General features: G+C 60.3%; 13 protein-coding genes. 11 read left to right on the top strand and 2 right to left on the bottom strand.

Annotation, left to right across the window (positions count from 1 at the left end; translation table 11 throughout):
* The first annotated feature begins 176 nt into the window (after positions 1 to 176).
* Entirely contained in the window at positions 177 to 2,669 is a 2,493-nt protein-coding gene (locus TM5383_RS14585) for an ATP-dependent helicase (RefSeq protein WP_058319776.1), read from the top strand.
* Between the two features lie 12 nt (positions 2,670 to 2,681).
* Positions 2,682 to 3,566, top strand: a complete 885-nt coding sequence (locus TM5383_RS14580; protein ID WP_058319775.1) for a homocysteine S-methyltransferase family protein — start codon at positions 2,682 to 2,684, stop codon at positions 3,564 to 3,566.
* Between the two features lie 528 nt (positions 3,567 to 4,094).
* Here the strand turns inward: TM5383_RS14580 and TM5383_RS14575 are convergent.
* Positions 4,095 to 4,313 carry a DUF1127 domain-containing protein gene (locus TM5383_RS14575; RefSeq protein WP_058319774.1) on the bottom strand — a complete coding sequence of 73 codons (219 nt, stop codon included), beginning with the start codon at positions 4,311 to 4,313 and terminating at the stop codon, positions 4,095 to 4,097.
* Positions 4,314 to 4,633: 320 nt separating this feature from the next.
* Here TM5383_RS14575 and TM5383_RS14570 point away from each other — a divergent pair, with 320 nt between their 5' ends.
* Positions 4,634 to 5,707 (top strand): Mrp/NBP35 family ATP-binding protein, encoded by a 1,074-nt coding sequence (locus TM5383_RS14570; RefSeq protein WP_058319773.1) that lies wholly within the window; start codon positions 4,634 to 4,636, stop codon positions 5,705 to 5,707.
* An 84-nt stretch (positions 5,708 to 5,791) separates the two neighbouring features.
* Here TM5383_RS14570 and TM5383_RS14565 read toward each other — a convergent pair whose 3' ends face one another.
* Complete coding sequence (locus TM5383_RS14565; protein ID WP_058319772.1) at positions 5,792 to 8,071, bottom strand: DEAD/DEAH box helicase; 2,280 nt, start codon at positions 8,069 to 8,071, stop codon at positions 5,792 to 5,794.
* Positions 8,072 to 8,951: 880 nt separating this feature from the next.
* Here TM5383_RS14565 and mraZ point away from each other — a divergent pair.
* From mraZ to murD, 8 genes are all read left to right on the top strand, one after another.
* Complete coding sequence (gene mraZ / locus TM5383_RS14560; RefSeq protein WP_076400043.1) at positions 8,952 to 9,455, top strand: division/cell wall cluster transcriptional repressor MraZ; 504 nt, start codon at positions 8,952 to 8,954, stop codon at positions 9,453 to 9,455.
* 3 nt (positions 9,456 to 9,458) lie between these two features.
* Positions 9,459 to 10,451 carry a 16S rRNA (cytosine(1402)-N(4))-methyltransferase RsmH gene (gene rsmH / locus TM5383_RS14555; protein ID WP_058319770.1) on the top strand — a complete coding sequence of 331 codons (993 nt, stop codon included), beginning with the start codon at positions 9,459 to 9,461 and terminating at the stop codon, positions 10,449 to 10,451.
* A complete protein-coding gene (gene ftsL, locus TM5383_RS14550; protein ID WP_058319769.1) occupies positions 10,451 to 10,798 on the top strand; it encodes a cell division protein FtsL in 348 nt (115 codons plus the stop codon). Before rsmH ends, ftsL begins: the two co-directional genes overlap by 1 nt.
* Positions 10,795 to 12,579: a peptidoglycan D,D-transpeptidase FtsI family protein gene (locus tag TM5383_RS14545; protein ID WP_058319768.1), complete on the top strand. Its 1,785-nt coding sequence runs from the start codon at positions 10,795 to 10,797 to the stop codon at positions 12,577 to 12,579. Before ftsL ends, TM5383_RS14545 begins: the two co-directional genes overlap by 4 nt.
* A gap of 58 nt (positions 12,580 to 12,637) precedes the next feature.
* A complete protein-coding gene (locus TM5383_RS14540) occupies positions 12,638 to 14,122 on the top strand; it encodes a UDP-N-acetylmuramoyl-L-alanyl-D-glutamate--2,6-diaminopimelate ligase (RefSeq protein ID WP_058319767.1) in 1,485 nt (494 codons plus the stop codon).
* A complete protein-coding gene (locus TM5383_RS14535) occupies positions 14,119 to 15,552 on the top strand; it encodes a UDP-N-acetylmuramoyl-tripeptide--D-alanyl-D-alanine ligase (RefSeq protein ID WP_058319766.1) in 1,434 nt (477 codons plus the stop codon). Before TM5383_RS14540 ends, TM5383_RS14535 begins: the two co-directional genes overlap by 4 nt.
* 11 nt (positions 15,553 to 15,563) lie before the next feature.
* Positions 15,564 to 16,646 (top strand): phospho-N-acetylmuramoyl-pentapeptide-transferase, encoded by a 1,083-nt coding sequence (gene mraY / locus TM5383_RS14530; RefSeq protein ID WP_058319765.1) that lies wholly within the window; start codon positions 15,564 to 15,566, stop codon positions 16,644 to 16,646.
* A gap of 193 nt (positions 16,647 to 16,839) precedes the next feature.
* A complete protein-coding gene (gene murD / locus TM5383_RS14525) occupies positions 16,840 to 18,240 on the top strand; it encodes a UDP-N-acetylmuramoyl-L-alanine--D-glutamate ligase (RefSeq protein ID WP_058319764.1) in 1,401 nt (466 codons plus the stop codon).
* Positions 18,241 to 18,312: the final 72 nt, after the last annotated feature.

Here is an 18,312-nt window from a genome sequence, read left to right as displayed (position 1 = left end):
TGCCAAAGAGTTAAGGGCGCTGGACCTTGTCCCTGTATCAACCGCTAAGTTTTCTAGAATTTGATGTTTCCGCGCGCGGCGGCGGGGATCGGAACCATCATTTTTTACCCTTTGTTGGGGTGAACATTGTGCGAACGTCCCTTTTCGTGGCGACTGAATCAGTCTAGGGTCGCGCCATGAACGATTTTGACGAATTCGACGCTTTCGAGGGCGCATCGGCGGGTGGTTCCCTGTCCCAGCGCGCCATGGCAGCGCGTCCCGCCCCGTATTTGGAAGACCTCAATGACGCCCAACGCGCCGCGGTTGAGGCGCTGGATGGCCCCGTTCTGATGTTGGCGGGCGCTGGCACCGGCAAGACCAAGGCGCTGACCACGCGCATTGTGCATCTGTTGAACCAAGGCCGCGCCCATCCGGGACAGATCCTGTCGGTGACCTTCACCAACAAGGCCGCGCGCGAGATGAAGGAACGTGTGGGGCGCCTCTTGGGCCAACAGGTGGAGGGGATGCCGTGGCTGGGCACCTTCCATTCGATTTGTGTGAAAATCCTGCGCCGTCACGCCGAACTGGTCACGCTGGATCTGGCGCTGGGCCGTGCTGAGGATCCGATTGCGCAGCTGCACAATGATGATGCGGTGATCGAGGATCTGGGCGGTCGTCCAATCCCCGGTGCGCAGGGCCCGCTGGGACATCTGAAAAGCAACTTCACCATTCTGGACACCGACGATCAGAACCGCCTGCTGAAACAGTTGATCGAGGCGTCGGGGATGGACGTCAAACGCTGGCCCGCGCGGCAGCTTTCGGGGATCATCGATCACTGGAAAAACCGCGCCTGGACGCCGGAACAGGTGCCCACGGACGAGGCGGCGGCGTTCAACAATCGTGGCATTGAGCTATACGCGCAGTACCAGCGCCGCCTGATTGAGCTGAACGCCTGCGATTTCGGCGATCTGCTGTTGCATGTGGTGTCGATCTACCAGCGCTATCCTGACCTGTTGGAGCAATACCGCCGCCGCTTCCGCTATATTTTGGTGGACGAATATCAGGATACCAACGTCGCGCAGTACCTGTGGCTGCGTCTGCTGGCCGGTGGGCACAAAAACATCTGCTGTGTTGGCGATGATGATCAGTCGATCTACGGCTGGCGCGGTGCCGAGGTGGGCAATATCCTGCGGTTTGAAAAAGATTTTCCGGGGGCGGAGGTGATCCGTCTGGAACAGAACTATCGTTCGACCCCGCATATTCTGGCGGCTGCCTCAGCGGTGATTGCCAATAACTCCAATCGCTTGGGAAAAACGCTGCACACAGACCGCGACACGGGCGAAAAGGTGCGTCTGATCGGCCATTGGGACGGCGAGGAAGAGGCGCGCTGGATCGGCGAAGAGATCGAGGCCGCCCAAAAGGGCAGCCGTGGGATGAAACCTTACAGTTTGGACGATATGGCCATCCTTGTGCGTGCGTCACATCAGATGCGGGCGTTTGAAGATCGGTTTCTGACTATCGGCTTGCCCTACCGCGTCATCGGCGGCCCGCGTTTTTATGAACGGATGGAGATCCGCGATGCCATGGCCTATTTCCGGCTGGTCACATCGCCCAGTGATGATCTGGCGTTCGAGCGGATTGTGAACACGCCCAAACGCGGTTTGGGGGACAAGGCGCAGCAGAAAATCCAGATGAGTGCCCGCCAGAACGGTGTGTCACTGATCGAAGGGGCACGGCTGCTGTTGCAGGACAAGGGGCTGGGTGGCAAAGGCGCCAAGGAACTGGCGCGGCTGATCGACAATCTGGACCGCTGGGGCCGTCTGACAGGGGATGAGGATCTGAGCCATATTGAACTGGCCGAAATGATCCTCGACGAATCCGGCTACACCACCATGTGGCAGAACGACAAAACGCCCGAAGCGCCGGGGCGTTTGGAAAACCTCAAGGAATTGGTTAAGGCGCTGGAACAGTTTGAAAACCTGTCTGGTTTCCTCGAACACGTCGCGTTGATTATGGACAACGACAGTCAGGATGCGGATCAAAAGGTCACGATCATGACCCTGCACGCCGCCAAAGGTCTGGAATTTCCCGTCGTCTTCCTGCCTGGGTGGGAGGATGGCCTGTTCCCCTCGCAGCGTTCGATGGATGAAAGCGGCACCAAAGGCCTCGAGGAAGAGCGGCGGCTGGCCTATGTGGGCATCACCCGTGCCGAGGAGCTGTGCACCATTTCCTTTGCCAGCAACCGCCGCGTTTACGGCCAGTGGCAGGCGCAGATGGCGTCGCGCTTTATTGATGAACTGCCAGAAGAACATGTAGAGGTGCTGACCGGGTCGGGCTATGCGGGCGGCGGTTATGGCGGTGTCAGCCATGACTATGGTGCCTCTTCCATCGATCGGCGGGTGGCGGATGCGGATGCCTATAACTCGCCCGGTTGGAAACGCATGCAGGCCCGCAGCCAGCAGCGCCCGATGTGTCAGCCGAAGGAAAGCCGAAACACCATCATCGACCTGCAAGCGGTCAGCGCCTACACGCTGGGCGATCGGGTGTTTCACCAGAAATTCGGCTACGGCAGCATCACCGGCATCGAAGGTGACAAGCTGGAGATTGATTTTGAAAAGGCAGGGCCCAAGAAGGTGGTTGCCAAATTTGTCACCAGCGCCGATAGCGCCGGTGGGGATGTGCCGTTTTAAGGATCTGAAACCATGACGAACATTACTCTACTTGATGGCGGGATGAGCCGCGAACTGACCGCTTGTGGTGCAGAGCTGAAGCAACCTGAATGGTCCGCAGGCGCGGTGATCGACACGCCCGCGGCGGTGGTTGCAGCGCACTGCAATTTCATCAATGCAGGTGCGCAAGTGATCACCGTAAACGCCTATGCGCTGGTGCCCTTTCATATTGGCGAAGATCGCTTTGCCACCATCGGCGCTGAATTGGCAGACCGTGCCGGACGACTGGCACGTGAGGCGGCTGGTGACAGCGGTGCGCGCGTTGCGGGATGCCTGCCGCCGCTGTTTGGATCCTATGAGCCGCAACGCTTTGACGCGGATCGCGCGCCAGCGATGTTGGATCAATTGATCGCTGCGCAGTCGCCTTATGTGGATATGTGGCTGGCGGAAACAACCTCTAGCCTTGAGGAAGCGCAGGCGGCTGCAATGGCGCTGGCTGGGGATGATCGCCCACTATGGATATCCTTTACCCTGCGCGATGATACGGTCGATGCACCACTGTTGCGGTCCGGTGAAACCGTGGCTGACGCGGCCAAACTGGCGCGCGATGTGGGGGCAGAGGCGATCCTGTTCAACTGTTCCCAGCCCGAGGTGATGGAGCGTGCCATAGCCATCGCGGCAGAGGTGGCAGGTACCGCGCTGCGCGTGGGTGTCTATGCCAATGCGTTTGATGATCACAAGGATGACGGCGATCAGGGTGCAAACGACAAAATCACCGAATTGCGCAAGGATCTGAGCCCGACTGCCTATGTTGACTGGGCCAATATTTGGGTCAAGGCAGGCGCGACCATTGTCGGCGGGTGCTGTGGCATCGGATCCACCCATATCGCTGCGCTGCGGGAACATTTCGCGGATTAAGCCGTAGGGCGATCGCACGGCTCCAAGGGAATTTAAGGGCGCGACATTGTCGTGCCCTTTTTCGCGTCTGCTGCGCGCGTCGTTTTGTGGGGATGCCAACTGTTCCAACCGCCAGACATGAAAAAACGGCGGCACCCAGGGAGGAGGAGGGGCGCCGCCGTCTTCTTCGCGGCATCTTCTAGGGAGGAGGAGGAAGATGCCGTATCCAAATCTGGTCCCAGTCAAAGATGCGGCGACCTCAGGGAGGAGGAGAGAGGTCGCCGCTCTTGACAACGATCCGGGGCAAGGGAGGAGGAGAAGCCCCAGTCGTATTCTGTTGTCCCCGCGGCGGTTTGCCGGGCCGGGGCTGTCAGGTGCGGCACCTCCAGGGAGGAGGAGAGGAGGTGCCGCTCTTGACAACGAAAGACCTCAGGGAGGAGGAGAGAGGTCTGTCGTATCTGAGTGCGGCGCCCTCAGGGAGGAGGAGAGAGGACGCCGCTGATTTCAGACACTTAAGGGAGGAGGAGAAAAGTGTCTGGAACCTGTAACTTACTTGTTGCCGTAGGCCGCTTCCCAAGCGATGGAGCGCAGCTGGCTACGGTTGAAACCCAGATCAGCCAGTTCACGGTTCGACAGAACCGACATCTCGTTGATGGTTTCGCGGTACACCTTGCGGCGTGCCAGACGATCGCGCAGGTCCTGGATCAGCACCGCGGCGCGGTCTGCGATACCAAAGGAGTGGCTGCGATGTGTAACTGCGTGTGCCATTTCAGTGTCTCTTTCTAGCGTGTCAGCGCCGCGTATCGGCACCGTGTTCGTCTCGATGACCTGAATATGGGGGTGTCGCTGCGGATGCACAATCGCTGATGCCGCAACGCAGCTATGCAGTTGATGCATACGCATTGCTGACCTATTTTCCCCTGCGTCATTATTCGGCAATTTATCATCTAAGCCGCTGAAATATATGACTTAGGTCAAATTTCATGTAGGTGCTGGGCGTTTTCCGGGTTTTATGTCCGCCTTGAAACTGGCGTAGTCTACGGCACTTTTGCTGCAAGAATCAGCGATTAGAAAATGAGGGAACGCGCATGGCTCTGGCCAAAACTGATATTGAAACCGCGCTGAAGCAGATCGAGCTGCCCGGCGGTGGCACCTTGGTGAGTCGTGATATGCTGCGCGCAGTGCAGATCGACGGCGGCGAGGTGCGCTTTGTAATCGAAGCGGCCAGCCCCGAAGAGGCGCGCCATATGGAACCGTTACGCGCGGCGGCCGAACGCTGTGTCGCGGCACTGCCTGGGGTGGACAAGGTGACAGCGGCTTTGACGGCGCATGGACCGGCTGCGCCCGCGAAACCCGCCCCTAGTCTCAAGGTGGGTGGTCACCCGCAGCCGCAGGCCGGCCCAATGAAGCCCTCGGGCGTGGACCGCATCCTTGTGGTTGGCTCTGGCAAAGGTGGGGTTGGGAAATCCACCGTGTCTGCCAACCTTGCGGTGGCGCTGGTAAAGCAGGGGCGGCGTGTGGGTTTGTTGGATGCTGACATCTACGGTCCCTCGCAGCCGCGGATGATGGGCGTGTCGAAACGCCCCGCCAGCCCTGATGGCAAAACAATCGAACCACTCACGGCACATGGCGTTACTGTGATGTCCATTGGCTTGATGCTGGACCCAGACAAGGCCGTGGTCTGGCGTGGTCCGATGCTGATGGGGGCGCTGCAACAGATGCTGGGGCAGGTGAACTGGGGCGAGCTGGACGTGCTGATCGTCGATCTGCCGCCGGGCACCGGTGATGTGCAGCTGACCCTGTGTCAGCGCGCGGTTCTGACCGGTGCCATTATCGTATCGACCCCGCAGGATGTGGCGCTGATTGATGCGCGCAAGGCGATTGATATGTTCAACACGCTGAAAACGCCGATCCTTGGCATGGTGGAAAACATGTCGATGTTCCATTGCCCCGAATGTGGTCACGAAACCCACATCTTCGGTCATGGCGGCGTGGCGAAAGAGGCCGCTGATATGGGCGTGCCGCTGCTGGCGCAGTTGCCGATTGATCTGGACACCCGACTGGGCGGCGATGGTGGCGCACCTGTGGCCCTTGGTGATGGTCCGGTGGCAGACGCCTACGCCAAGCTGGCAAGCGGTCTGGTGAAGGGCGGCATGGCCTAAATCTGACACCGTTGCAGAATAGAAAAGGGGCCGAGTGATCGGCCCCTTTTTCATGTCCTTTAGTACGTGTGTGTTAGCCGCGACTTACTTCTTGCGGCGCGGCATGGCGTCGGGGCCGCGCGAGGGACCGCTGGACTTCGGCTTGCCACCGAACTTGCCTGCGGGTTTGCCGCCCGGCTTACCGCTAGGTTTTCCCTCAAACTTGCCGCCGGGTTTGCCAAAGCTCTTGCCGCCCGGTTTGCCCTTGCCTTTGAAATCGCCTTTGCGCTCTTCTCGCGGGCCATCGCGGAAATCGCGTTTGCCCTTGAAATCACCCTTGGGGCCTTTGCCGCCGGGTTTGCCGTCGAACTTGCGCTCACCTTTGTGATCCGGCTTGCCCTCATAGCCGCCCTTTTTGTGGCGCGGTTTGCGGTCGCCGTCGCCGTCGGCCTTGCGGAAGGGTTTCTTGGCGTGGTCATGCACCTCGGGGTCGCGCTTGGGCTTTTCAAAGCGCGGTTTGTCCGATTTCGGCTTATCAAACTTGGGCTTGTCGTACTTAGGCTTATCGCGCTTGCCTTCGTCGTCGCGGCGATCTTCCCAGTCTTTGGCCATCTGCTTGGGGTTCTTGCCCTTGCCCCAACCGTCGCGATCCTCGCGCGGTTTGCGCTCACGGCGCTCGCCACCACGATCACCGCCGCGATCACCACGGTCATCATCACGGCGCGGGCCTTTGCGGTGCGGTTTGCGGTCATCGTCAAAACGCTTGCGCGGTTCGGGCTTCGGCAGGTCGGGCAGCTCATCCACCGCGGCAACACGCACGCCTTTTTCCATTTCGCCGCCATCCCCGATCTTGTCGAGGAAACGCGCGCGGGCCTTTTCGCCCAGCTCTACATAGGTCAGATCGCGGGCGACGCGAATTGCACCAATCTCATCCTTGGTCAGATCGCCAGAGCGCAGCAGCATCGGCAGCAGCCAGCGCGCTTCTGCCCGTTCCTTGCGACCGACCGAGAGACTGACCCAGCCCGACGGGCCCAGTTCCACGCGCGGCTCGCGCTTGCGATCCTTGCCCATGGTGGCGTTTTCCAGCTCTTCGGGAGCGGAATGGCGTTCCTCATGCAGGGCCAGATAGGCCTGCGCCAGCTGTTCTGCGCTGAATTTGTCGGTCAGCAGCGCGACGTCTTCGTGACGTGCCTCTTCTGCCACGTACCAAACGGGATCGGTCAGCATACGGTCACGGTCAGCAGCGCGCACAGCCTCAGCTGAGGGCGCATCGCCCCATTCGGCGCTGAGTTTCGCCCAGCCCAGCAGACGCTCTGCCTTTTTGCGCACCTTGGGGGGCGCGATCAGGACCGAAACACCCTTGCGGCCCGCGCGGCCTGTCCGGCCAGAGCGGTGCAGCAGCGTTTCCGAGTTGCTGGGCAGTTCCGCATGCACAACCAGATCCAGCTTCGGCAGGTCGATGCCACGGGCGGCCACATCGGTCGCCACACAAACGCGGGCGCGGCCATCACGCATTGCCTGCAGTGCGTTGGTGCGTTCCTGCTGGGTCAATTCGCCGGACAGGGCCACAACCTGGAACCCACGGTTCGACAGGCGGGCGGTCAGGCGGGCGACCATGACGCGGGTGTTGCAGAAGACGATGGCATTCTCTGCCTCATGCAGACGCAGGGTGTTGATCACCGCCGCATCCACATGGTGGGGCATCACGCTGAAGCCTTTATAAGTGATGTCGGCGTGCTGCGGCGTATTCGAAATGGTGCGCACACGTTCGGCGTCATCCTTGAGGAAGTTTTTCGCCAGACGTTCGATCCCCTTGGGCACAGTGGCCGAGAACATCAGCGTGCGGCGATCTTCGGGGGCGGAGGACAGGATCAGTTCCAGATCCTCGGCAAAGCCCATGTCCAGCATTTCGTCCGCTTCATCCAGAACCACGGCGCGGATCTGGCTAAGGTCGATGCTGCCGCGTTCAATATGGTCGCGCAGGCGACCCGGGGTGCCGACAACAATATGGGTGCCGCGTTCCAGCGTGCGCCGTTCGGTGCGCATATCCATGCCGCCCACGCAGGATCCCATGCGCGCGTTGCATTCACGATACAGCCATTCAAATTCGCGGCGCACCTGCAACGCCAACTCGCGCGTTGGCGCAATGATCAGCGCCAGCGGCGCACCTGCGGGAGGCAGTTCATCGCCATCTTCCAGCAGGGTGGGGGCCATCGCTACGCCGAAACCCACGGTTTTGCCCGAACCGGTTTGCGCAGACACCAGCATGTCCTTGGTGGCGCGTTCAGCCACGGTCATTTCCTGCTGCACTTGGGTCAGGGTTTCGTAGCCACGTGCGGTCAGCGCACGCGCTAGGGCCGGATGGAGGTCGGAGGGCAAGGTCATAAAGGTCATCCTTTGGCCCGCATCCGGGCAGATCGGGCGCCATTGGCGCAGGTGAAGGTCCGGCAGTTAGCGGGTTTTGCCCCGCTGGGAAAGGAGTTTCTGGGCATTTCAGCTATGCAAATGGGCGGTTGGTCCCGTTTCGACGGCAAATTCTGGGTTCGGTTGGTCGCGGACGAGGAGCGAAGCAGGCGTGGCTGGGAATTTCTGGAACCTCTGGCACGCATCGAAAATAGTCGCTGGGTGTGTCATGGGAAATCATGCCACCGGTTTGGGAATTGTGGGGAGTCCGGCGGGAAATGCGGTGCGAATCACCTGTCGTCCACGGGAATTCATCATCTTGGCGCGCGAAAACGGGACGCTGGAAATGTCGTATGGAAAAATTTGGGTCAGAATGGGAAAAAAATTAGGCACTGAGAATTTGCTGAATATAGGCCATATATAGTGTTTGATTGGTGTGTCTGGCCATATTTGTGGTAACAAAGCGCTCACATTCCGGTGAGGCGATTCTTAAAAAGAGTCAATAGTCCCCTGTGATGAATGAAAAAAACTATTGCGCCCCATAAATTCCCATGCGATCCATGTCTCACACGATGAGAACGGGATCAGGGGCGACAGACCCCGCTAAAATAAAAAGATCCGAGTCAGGTTTCATACAGGCACCCGCTTTCATCGAGATAAGAGATCCGGCGCGCGGGCGAGCAGACATCCCCCCAGGTGGCGCGCGCAGCTGGACACACCCGCAAAGCGGGACGAGGGCGGCGAATTGGGCAGTGGCAGCAGCTCAATTCGCCGTTTCGCTTTCACCCACGGGGACGGGTGACGGCACAACGCCAAGCGGCAAGACGCCGTGCGGCCACAGTTATGAGGACGGGCCAGGACAGTGGGTCTGAGTTTCAGAGGCGAGTTCAACCAGAAGGTTGACAGCAAGGGTCGGATGTCGATCCCTGCTGATTTTCGTCGTGTGCTCGAATCCGGTGATCCGAACCATCCTGAAAACCCCAATCCGCGCATGGTGGTCCTTTATGGTCCGCATTTGAAAAACAAACTCGAAGCGTACACGATCGAAGCGATGGCCGAGATCGAAGCCGAGATCAAAGCGATGCCGCGCGGGTCCAAAAAACGCCAGATGGTCAGCCGGATGATCCTCGGGAAATCTTGGGAAACCGAGATTGACCGCGATGGTCGGATTGTTCTGCCCAAAGAGCGCCGCGCCCAGATCGGGCTTGATGGCGAAGCGGTGATGGTCGCAATGGGCGAGCATTTCGAAATTTGGAACGCAGCCACCTACGACGAACTTGAAACTGCCGAAATTGAGGCCTTCCTTGAGGAAATGCCGGACGATTTCGATCCCATGTCCCTGTTGGATGATACTGGAGGGGAATAAACCATGACCGATGCGGTCCACCCCTCTGATGATGCACCACATATCCCGGTACTGATCCGCCCGTTGATCGCGGCGGTCACGCCCGTTTCGGGGCGTTGGTTGGACGGCACCTTTGGCGCTGGCGGCTATACGCGCGAACTGCTGCAGGCGGGCGCAGATAAGGTTTATGGCGTTGACCGTGACCCGCTGGCGTTTGAGTTGGCGGCGCCATGGGTTGGCGAATACGGCGATCGTATTGAATTGGTGCAGGGCGTGTTTTCGCGTCTTGATGAGTATGCGGGCGATCTGGACGGGGTGGTGCTGGACCTTGGGGTCAGCTCTATGCAACTGGATCTGGCCGAGCGTGGCTTTTCCTTCATGAAAGATGGTCCGCTGGATATGCGCATGTCGCAATCGGGTCGGTCCGCAGCGGATATCGTGAACGAGGCAACTGAGACCGAACTGGCCGATATCCTCTTCCTCTACGGCGAAGAGCGTGCCAGCCGTCGCATTGCCAAGGCGATCCTGCGCGAACGTGCAATTGCTCCGATCACCACCACGCTGAAACTGGCCGAGATTATCGAAGGTTGCCTGCCGCGCAAGAAGCCGGGGCAGAGCCATCCGGCCACCCGGTCGTTCCAGGCGCTGCGCATTGCGGTGAATGATGAATACGGTGAGCTGATCAAAGGTCTGGAGGCTGCAGAGCGCGCGCTGAAACCCGGCGGGCAGTTGGCGGTGGTGACTTTCCACTCGGTCGAGGATCGGATGGTCAAGCGGTTCTTTCAGCAGCGTTCGGGTGGGGCCAAAACGACCAACCGCTACGCCCCGATGGCCGAGGCGGAACCTGCACAGTTTACGGTGAAATCCAAGAAAGCCATTGGCCCTGACGATCAGGAACTGGCTGAAAACCCACGCTCGCGTTCGGCGAAGCTTCGGGTAGGGATCAGAACGGATGCGCCTGCCGGTCCTTGTGATCGTAAAGGATTGGGCATGCCGATGTTAAAGGGGGATCGTTGATGCGTTCATTCTTTTTCATTCTGACCGCGCTGGCGGTGATTGGCACGGCGTTTTGGGGATACCGTGAAAACTATCGCACGCACGCGGCCTTGGATCACAACGAGGATATGCAGCGCGCAATCGGGCAGGCGCGTGCTCGCCTGACTGTGCTGCGCGCAGAATGGGCCTATCTGAACCGCCCCGACCGTTTGCGCGATCTGGCCGATATCAACTTTGACAAACTGGGCCTGTTGCCGCTGGCGCCGGAACAGTTTGGTCGCGCCGATCAGGTTAGCTACCCCGAAGAGAAAGCTCCGCTCAGCTTGTCTGACGCCATCGAGGTCTCCAACATGGAGGCTCTGAGATGATCCGTACCCCGCTGCGCCCATTGGCCCAAATCCTCGAAGCGCGCCGTTTGGGTGAAAACCCGGACGCGATTGAGCGTGAAAACATCCGTCAACGCCATGAGGATATGCGCGACAAGGCCCGCAGCCGTGCTGAGGGGCGGCTGATTGTTCTTGGGCTGTTTTTCGCCGTGGCCTTTGTCGCGGTCGGTGGTCGCATGGCTTCGCTGGCCGCAACTGACCCGACAGAACCGCGTGCCAATGCGGCAGGGGCGTCGATTGTGGCGCAACGGGCCGACATCGTGGACCGCGAAGGTCGCATTCTGGCGACGAACATGGAAACCTTTTCGCTGTATGCTGTGCCGCCGCAGATGATCGAACCGGATCATGCTGCAACGGAACTGGTGCGCATTTTCCCGGATCTGGACCGCGAAAAACTGCTGAAGGATTTCACAGGTAAGCGTAAATTCCTGTGGATCCGCAAGAAGCTTAGCCCTGAACAGAAACAGGCGGTGCATGACATCGGCGAACCGGGGCTGTTGTTTGGACCGCGTGAAATGCGGCTTTATCCCAACGGCCGCTTGGCTGCGCATGTGATGGGCGGGGCCAGTTTCGGCCGAGAAGGCGTTCACGCGGCTGAGGTGGTTGGTGTCGCAGGTGTGGAGCGCCTGTTTGACAATGCATTGCGCGATCCTGCCAATGCCGGTCGTCCGCTGCAACTGTCGCTGGATCTGTCGGTGCAGGCCGCATCCGAACGGGTTCTTTATGGCGGCATGAAACTGATGAACGCCAAAGGTGCGGCATCGATCCTGTTGGACGTGCATACGGGCGAAATCATTTCGATGGTGTCGCTGCCTGATTTTGATCCCAACAACCGCCCGCGTGTCCTGACCGAAGGGGATGCCAGTGACAGCCCGTTGTTTAACCGCGCTGTGCAGGGTGTTTACGAACTGGGCTCGACCTACAAGATTTTTGCCGCTGCTCAAGCGATGGAGCTGGGATTGGCCAATCCCGGTACGATCTATGACACCCGCGGGCCGTTGCGCTGGGGTAAGCATAAGATCCGTGATTTCCGCAATTACGGTAACGAGATGTCGTTGACCAAAATCATTGTGAAATCCTCGAACATCGGTTCGGCGCGGGTGGCGCAGCAGATCGGGATCGAACGTCAGCGCGATTTTCTGGCAAGTCTTGGCCTTCTGGAGGCTACGCCGGTTGAACTGACCGAAGCGTCAGGCGGCAAGCCGCTGCTGCCGAAAAATTGGTCGGAACTGTCGACTATGACAATTTCCTATGGTCACGGTATTTCCGCGACTCCGATGCACCTTGCAGCGGCCTATGCGGCCATTGCCAATGGTGGCACCGTGGTGCGTCCGACGCTGTTGAAGCAAAAGGGCCCGCAAAGCGGTGATCGTGTTTTGTCGCCCGCTGTTGCTGCCGCCAGCCGCGAGATGCTGCGCAAGGTTGTGACCGAAGGTACCGCATCATTTGGTGAGGTGAAGGGCTACGCTGTGGCGGGCAAAACCGGTACCGCTGACAAACCCAAGGAAAACGGCCCCGGTTATTATGATGACAAGGTGATCAACACTTTTGCGTCGATGTTTCCGGCCCATGATCCGAAGTATGTGCTGATTGTGACGCTTGATGAACCGGTGGAAACCTCGGGCGACGAACCGCGCCGCACGGCGGGGTGGACCGTGGTTCCCGTTGCTGCCGAAATGATCCGCCGGATCGCGCCTATGCTGGGTATGCGGCCGTCGATTGAACCTGCGCCGGTGGCTGGTATAACCCTGACATCGAACTAAGCCGGGCCAGTGCCCGGTATGGCCCTTGACCGGGCCGCATAGCCACAAAGGGCAACACATGGCAGAGCAGGGCAAAACCCTTAGCGATCTGGGATTGACCGCGATTGGCGGACTTAATCCCGTCATTTCAGATATTTGCGTCGACAGTCGTTCGGTCGCGGAGGGCGCGCTGTTTGCCGCGCTGCCTGGCACGCAGGTGCATGGCGCGCGCTTCATTCCGATGGCGCTGGAACAGGGCGCGGCGGCGGTGCTGACCGATGCCGAAGGCGCTGCACTGGCCCGTGATGCGCTGGAAACCGCCGATGCCGCCGTCGTGGTGGCAGAGGATCCGCGCCAAACGCTGTCCTACACATCCGCGCTGTGGTTCGGTGCTCAGCCGCGCACCATGATCGCGGTCACCGGGACCAACGGCAAAACCTCGGTTTCGACCTTCGCGCGTCAGATTTGGATGGAACTGGGCGAGGCTGCGGTCAACCTTGGCACCACGGGGGTTGAGGGCGCATGGACCGCGCCGCTCAATCACACCACGCCGGAACCGATCACCCTGCACCGCACATTGGCCGCCGCGGCGGCAGAGGGCATCACCCATGCCGCGATGGAGGCGTCGAGCCACGGTCTGGCCCAGCGTCGCCTTGATGGGGTGCATTTGAAGGCAGCGGGGTTTACGAACTTCACCCAAGATCACCTCGACTATCACGAAACCTTCGAGGAATACTTTAACGCCAAGGCGGGTCTGTTCACCCGCGTGCTGCCCGATGAGGGCACGGTGGTGGTGAACATCGACGACCCGCGCGGGCAGGATGTGGTGGCCTTGGCCGAGGAGCGGGGGCAGAAACTGATCCGCGTTGGCCGCACGCCGGATGCGGATTTGCAACTGCAGGGCCAACGTTTCGACGCCACCGCGCAGGAATTGCGCTTTGCCTATCGTGGCAAGGTTCAGCATTGCCGCCTGCCGCTGATCGGCGGCTTTCAGGCGGAAAACGTGTTGTTGGCGGCGGGGCTGGTGATTGCTTGTGGTGCCGATCCGCAGGCGGTCTTCGACACGCTGCCACATCTGGGCACCGTACGGGGGCGTATGCAGCTGGCGGCAACCCGTCAAAACGGCGCGGCGGTGTTTGTTGATTACGCGCACACACCTGATGCGGTGGAAACCGCGCTAAAGGCGCTGCGCCCGCATGTGATGGGCCGTCTGGTGGTGATTGTCGGCGCTGGTGGGGATCGTGATCGCACCAAACGTCCGCTGATGGGGCAGGCGGCGGCGGAAAACGCCGATCTGGTGATCGTCAGCGATGACAACCCCCGCAGCGAGGATCCGGCGGTCATCCGTCAAGAGGTCCTGCTGGGCTGCCCCGGCGCGCTGGAGGTTGGCGATCGGGCCGAAGCGATCCTGCGCGGCGTCGATGCGCTGGGTGCAGGGGATGCGCTGTTGGTCGCGGGTAAAGGCCATGAAAGCGGCCAAACCGTTGGCGATGTGATCTATCCCTTTGATGATGTGGAACAGGCCAGCCTTGCCGTGGCGGCACTGGATGGAGGTGTGACGTGACCCTTTGGACAGCGCAGGAGGCCGCTGCCGCAACTGGCGGTCAGGCGATTGGCGATTGGTCGGTGAACGGCGTGTCGATTGACACGCGCACCCTTCAGACAGGTGATTTGTTCGTGGCGCTGAAGGCCGCACGCGATGGCCATGATTTCGTCGTGCAGGCCCTGGCCAAGGGCGCAGGCGCGGCGCTGGTCACGCATCGTCCCGAAGGCGTGGCAGAGGATGCGCCGCTGTTGATCGTGGACGATGTTCTGCCCGCGCTAGAGGATCTGGGACGTGCCGCCCGTGCCCGAACAGGGGCGAAGGTTGTGGCGGTGACCGGATCGGTTGGAAAAACATCGACCAAGGAAATGCTGCGCGATGTTCTGTCGGCGCAGGGCAAAACCCATGTTGCAGAGGCCAGTTATAACAACCATTGGGGCGTGCCGCTGACACTGGCGCGGATGCCTGAGGATACAGAATTTGCGGTGATCGAAATTGGCATGAACCACCCCGGTGAGATTGCCCCGCTGGCGCAGATGGCGAGGCCCCATGTGGCGATGATCACCACCGTCGCCGCCGCCCACTTGGAAGCGTTTGAAAACATCGACGGCATCGCGCATGAAAAGGCCGCGATTTTTGATGGGCTGGAGCCGGACGGCGTGGCGGTCACCAATGGCGATCTAGACACCGCCCCGATCCTAGAGGCAAAGGCGTGCGAGAAGGCGGCACAAACCCTGCTGTTTGGCGAGGCTGCGCGCAACAGCTACCGGATCAAGGATCTGAAACTGATTGATACCGTCACCGTGGCCGAAGGGCAGGCGGGCGATCTGGCCGTTCTGTATAAGGTGATGGCAGCTGGCCGCCACTTCGCCGTAAACGGCATGGGCGTTTTGGCAGTGGTGGATGCGCTGGGGCTGGACGTGGCGCTGGCCGCGACCGATCTGGCCCGCTGGCTGCCCCCTGCAGGACGTGGTGCGCGCGAACAGGTGGTGCTGGATCCGGTAATGCGGGAACAGGTGGTTGAGTTGATTGATGACGCCTTCAACGCCAACCCCACGTCGATGGTCGCAGCGCTAGAGGTGCTGGCCGCCGCCAAACCCACCGACGGTCTGGGCCGTATCAACAAGGGACGGCGCATTGCGGTTCTGGGTGATATGCTGGAACTGGGGCCGGATGAAATGACACTTCACGCCGCCATCGCCGATCTGCCGTTTCTGGACCAGCTGGACCTGATCCACTGCGTCGGGCCGCGGATGAACCTCCTGTGGGCTGCCTTGCCTGATGGCTTGCGCGGTGACTGGGTCGAAGAGGCTGACGCAATGGCCGAAAACGCCCACCGGCTGATCGACGCAGGCGATGTTGTGCTGATCAAAGGCTCCAAAGGGTCAAAAGTGTCCAAGGTTGTTGACGCGATCCGAAAACTGGGCCATGCCGCCCCCCATTCTGAATAAAGGGCCTGAGAATGCTATTTTGGTTGACCGAACTGTCAGACGGCGGCGACTTTTTTAACCTGTTCCGCTACATCACCTTCCGTGCGGGCGGGGCGTTTATGACCGCGCTGATCTTTGGCTTCCTCTTTGGCAAGCCACTGATCAACGTGCTGCGCCGCAAACAGGGCAAGGGTCAGCCGATCCGCGATGACGGTCCCGAAGGGCATTTCGTCAAGGCGGGCACGCCGACGATGGGCGGATTGCTGATTGTGGGGGCGCTGTTGACCTCGACCTTCCTTTGGGCGCGTCTGGATAACCCGTTTGTCTGGCTGGTGTTGTTTGTCACCATGAGCTTTGCCGCCATCGGTTTTGCCGATGATTATGCGAAAGTGTCCAAGCAAAACACCGCCGGTGTGCCGGGTAAGGTGCGGCTGCTCTTGGGCTTCCTCATTTCTGGCATCGCGGGATTCTGGGCCACCTGCTATCACCCTGAGGCGCTGCAAAACCAACTGGCGCTGCCGGTGTTCAAGGACACGCTGGTTTATCTGGGCTACTTCTTCATCCCCTTTGCGATGATCGTCATCGTTGGGTCCGCAAATGCGGTGAACCTGACCGATGGTTTGGACGGGCTGGCGATCATGCCGGTGATGATCGCCGCTGGCACGCTGGGTGTGATTGCCTACGCGGTGGGCCGCGTCGACTTTACCACTTACCTTGATGTGCATTATGTGCCGGGCACCGGTGAGATCCTGATTTTCGTTGCCGGTCTGATCGGCGGCGGTCTTGGCTTTCTGTGGTACAACGCCCCGCCTGCGGCTGTGTTCATGGGCGACACGGGATCGTTGGCCCTGGGCGGCGCATTGGGCGCCATCGCGGTTGCCACCAAGCACGAGATCGTCTGGGCCGTAATCGGTGGTCTGTTCGTGGTTGAGGCGCTGAGTGTGATCATTCAGGTGCTCTACTTCAAACGCACCGGCAAACGCGTGTTCCTGATGGCGCCGATCCACCACCACTATGAGAAAAAGGGCTGGGCCGAACCGCAGATCGTGATCCGGTTCTGGATCATCGCCCTGATCCTCGCCATGATCGGTCTGGCAACGCTGAAGATCCGGTAAGATCGGGTTGAGAGTGAGAGTTTGAAAGGGCGCGTCCGGTACGGGGCGCGCCTTTTTCTTTGGCGGCGGGACGTGTGGAAGCCGCGTGCAGTTTGAGTATTTTTTGAACATTGAAAGGGGCGCGCGGTGCGGGGTCTGGTCTTTGATCAAATCGCGCCGCATAGTGCGGACAAAGATCAAGGAGGGCGGTGCAATGATTCCAGTTTCAGGGTTTGAGGGACAATCCGTAGCCATTCTGGGCCTTGGCCGTTCGGGCCTGTCCGCCGCACGCGCGCTGGAGGCTGGGGGCGCCACGCCGGTCTGTTGGGATGACAACGCCAGTGCGCGGGAACGGGCCGAGGCGGAGGGGTTTGAGGTGCGTGACCTTGCCCGTGCTGGTGCGTTCGAAGGCATTGCGTGGCTGGTGGTCAGCCCCGGCATCCCGCACCTGTACCCAACCCCGAACAAGGTTGTCGCCGCCGCGTGGGAAGCAGGGGTTCCGGTGGACAACGATATTGGGTTGTTCTTCCGCTCCTTCGGGTCAGGGGAATGGGACATGTATGACCAGCCGCCGCGCGTGGTGGCGGTCACTGGGTCGAACGGCAAATCGACCACCTCTGCGCTGATCCACCATGTGCTGAGCGAGGCAGGGAAATCTGTGCAGCTGGCTGGCAACATCGGGCGCGGGGTCTTGGACATTGACCCGCCCAAAGATGGCGGCGTGGTTGTGTTGGAGCTGTCCAGCTATCAGACCGATCTGGCCCGCGCCCTGACGCCGGATATCGCCGTTTTCACCAACCTCAGCCCCGATCATCTGGATCGTCATGCGGGCATGGGCGGCTACTTCGCTGCCAAGCGTCGCTTGTTTGCTGAGGGCGGGCCTGATCGCGCCATCATCGGCGTGGATGAGGATGAGGGGCGTTATATGGTCAACCAACTGACGCACGGGGCAGCGGATGATCGGGTGATCCGTATCTCTGCCGCAGGCAAGCTGTCGGGGCCGGGGTGGAATGTGTTTGCGCGCAAGGGGTTCCTCAGCGAATACCGCAAGGGACGGCAGGCGGGGTCCATCGACCTGCGCCAGATCGCCGGACTGCCGGGCGCCCACAACCACCAGAACGCCTGTGCCGCCTATGCAGCCTGTCGTGCGCTGGGGTTGGCGCCACGGATGATCGAGGATGCGTTCCACACCTTCGCCGGTCTGCCGCACCGCAGTCAGCGGGTGGGCGAAAAGGACGGTGTTTCCTTTGTGAACGATTCCAAGGCCACCAATGTCGATGCGGCGTTGAAGGCGTTGATGGCGTTCGACAACATTCGTTGGATCTGTGGCGGGTTGGAGAAAGAGGGCGGGCTGGACGCCCTGCGCCCCGCGCTGGACCGCGTGGCCAAGGCCTATGTCATCGGCCGCGAAGCCGCGCAGTTTGCCCTGCAGCTCGACGGGTGCGCGGGTGAGGTTTGCACCACAATGGCCGAGGCCGTCGCGCGTGCGAGTGCGGAGGCAGAGGCAGGGGATACCGTCCTTCTGGCCCCTGCTGCGGCGAGTTTCGATCAATACGATAGTTTCGAAAAACGCGGCGATGATTTCATCGCAGAGGTGCGGAAGGTGTTGGGCTAGAAGCACATTCAATTTGACGGTTTGTGTGCTGTATATTTAGGGTCATTTTTTCTGGAACATAACTTTGAGAGA

This window comes from Thalassovita mediterranea (assembly GCF_001458435.1).
In the GTDB taxonomy this organism is placed as follows: Bacteria; Pseudomonadota; Alphaproteobacteria; order Rhodobacterales; family Rhodobacteraceae; genus Thalassobius; species Thalassobius mediterraneus.
Note: the sequence above shows the minus strand (reverse complement) of the source record. Positions and strands in the feature narration are given on the sequence as shown.

Excerpts from the sequence above, each read along its gene's own strand:
- TM5383_RS14585 (WP_058319776.1), top strand. The coding sequence starts at position 177 with ATGAACGATTTTGACGAATTCGACGCTTTCGAGGGCGCATCGGCGGGT.
- TM5383_RS14580 (WP_058319775.1), top strand. The coding sequence starts at position 2,682 with ATGACGAACATTACTCTACTTGATGGCGGGATGAGCCGCGAACTGACC.
- TM5383_RS14575 (WP_058319774.1), bottom strand. The coding sequence starts at position 4,313 with ATGGCACACGCAGTTACACATCGCAGCCACTCCTTTGGTATCGCAGAC.
- TM5383_RS14570 (WP_058319773.1), top strand. The coding sequence starts at position 4,634 with ATGGCTCTGGCCAAAACTGATATTGAAACCGCGCTGAAGCAGATCGAG.
- TM5383_RS14565 (WP_058319772.1), bottom strand. The coding sequence starts at position 8,071 with ATGACCTTGCCCTCCGACCTCCATCCGGCCCTAGCGCGTGCGCTGACC.
- rsmH (WP_058319770.1), top strand. The coding sequence starts at position 9,459 with ATGACCGATGCGGTCCACCCCTCTGATGATGCACCACATATCCCGGTA.
- ftsL (WP_058319769.1), top strand. The coding sequence starts at position 10,451 with ATGCGTTCATTCTTTTTCATTCTGACCGCGCTGGCGGTGATTGGCACG.
- TM5383_RS14545 (WP_058319768.1), top strand. The coding sequence starts at position 10,795 with ATGATCCGTACCCCGCTGCGCCCATTGGCCCAAATCCTCGAAGCGCGC.
- TM5383_RS14540 (WP_058319767.1), top strand. The coding sequence starts at position 12,638 with ATGGCAGAGCAGGGCAAAACCCTTAGCGATCTGGGATTGACCGCGATT.
- mraY (WP_058319765.1), top strand. The coding sequence starts at position 15,564 with ATGCTATTTTGGTTGACCGAACTGTCAGACGGCGGCGACTTTTTTAAC.
- murD (WP_058319764.1), top strand. The coding sequence starts at position 16,840 with ATGATTCCAGTTTCAGGGTTTGAGGGACAATCCGTAGCCATTCTGGGC.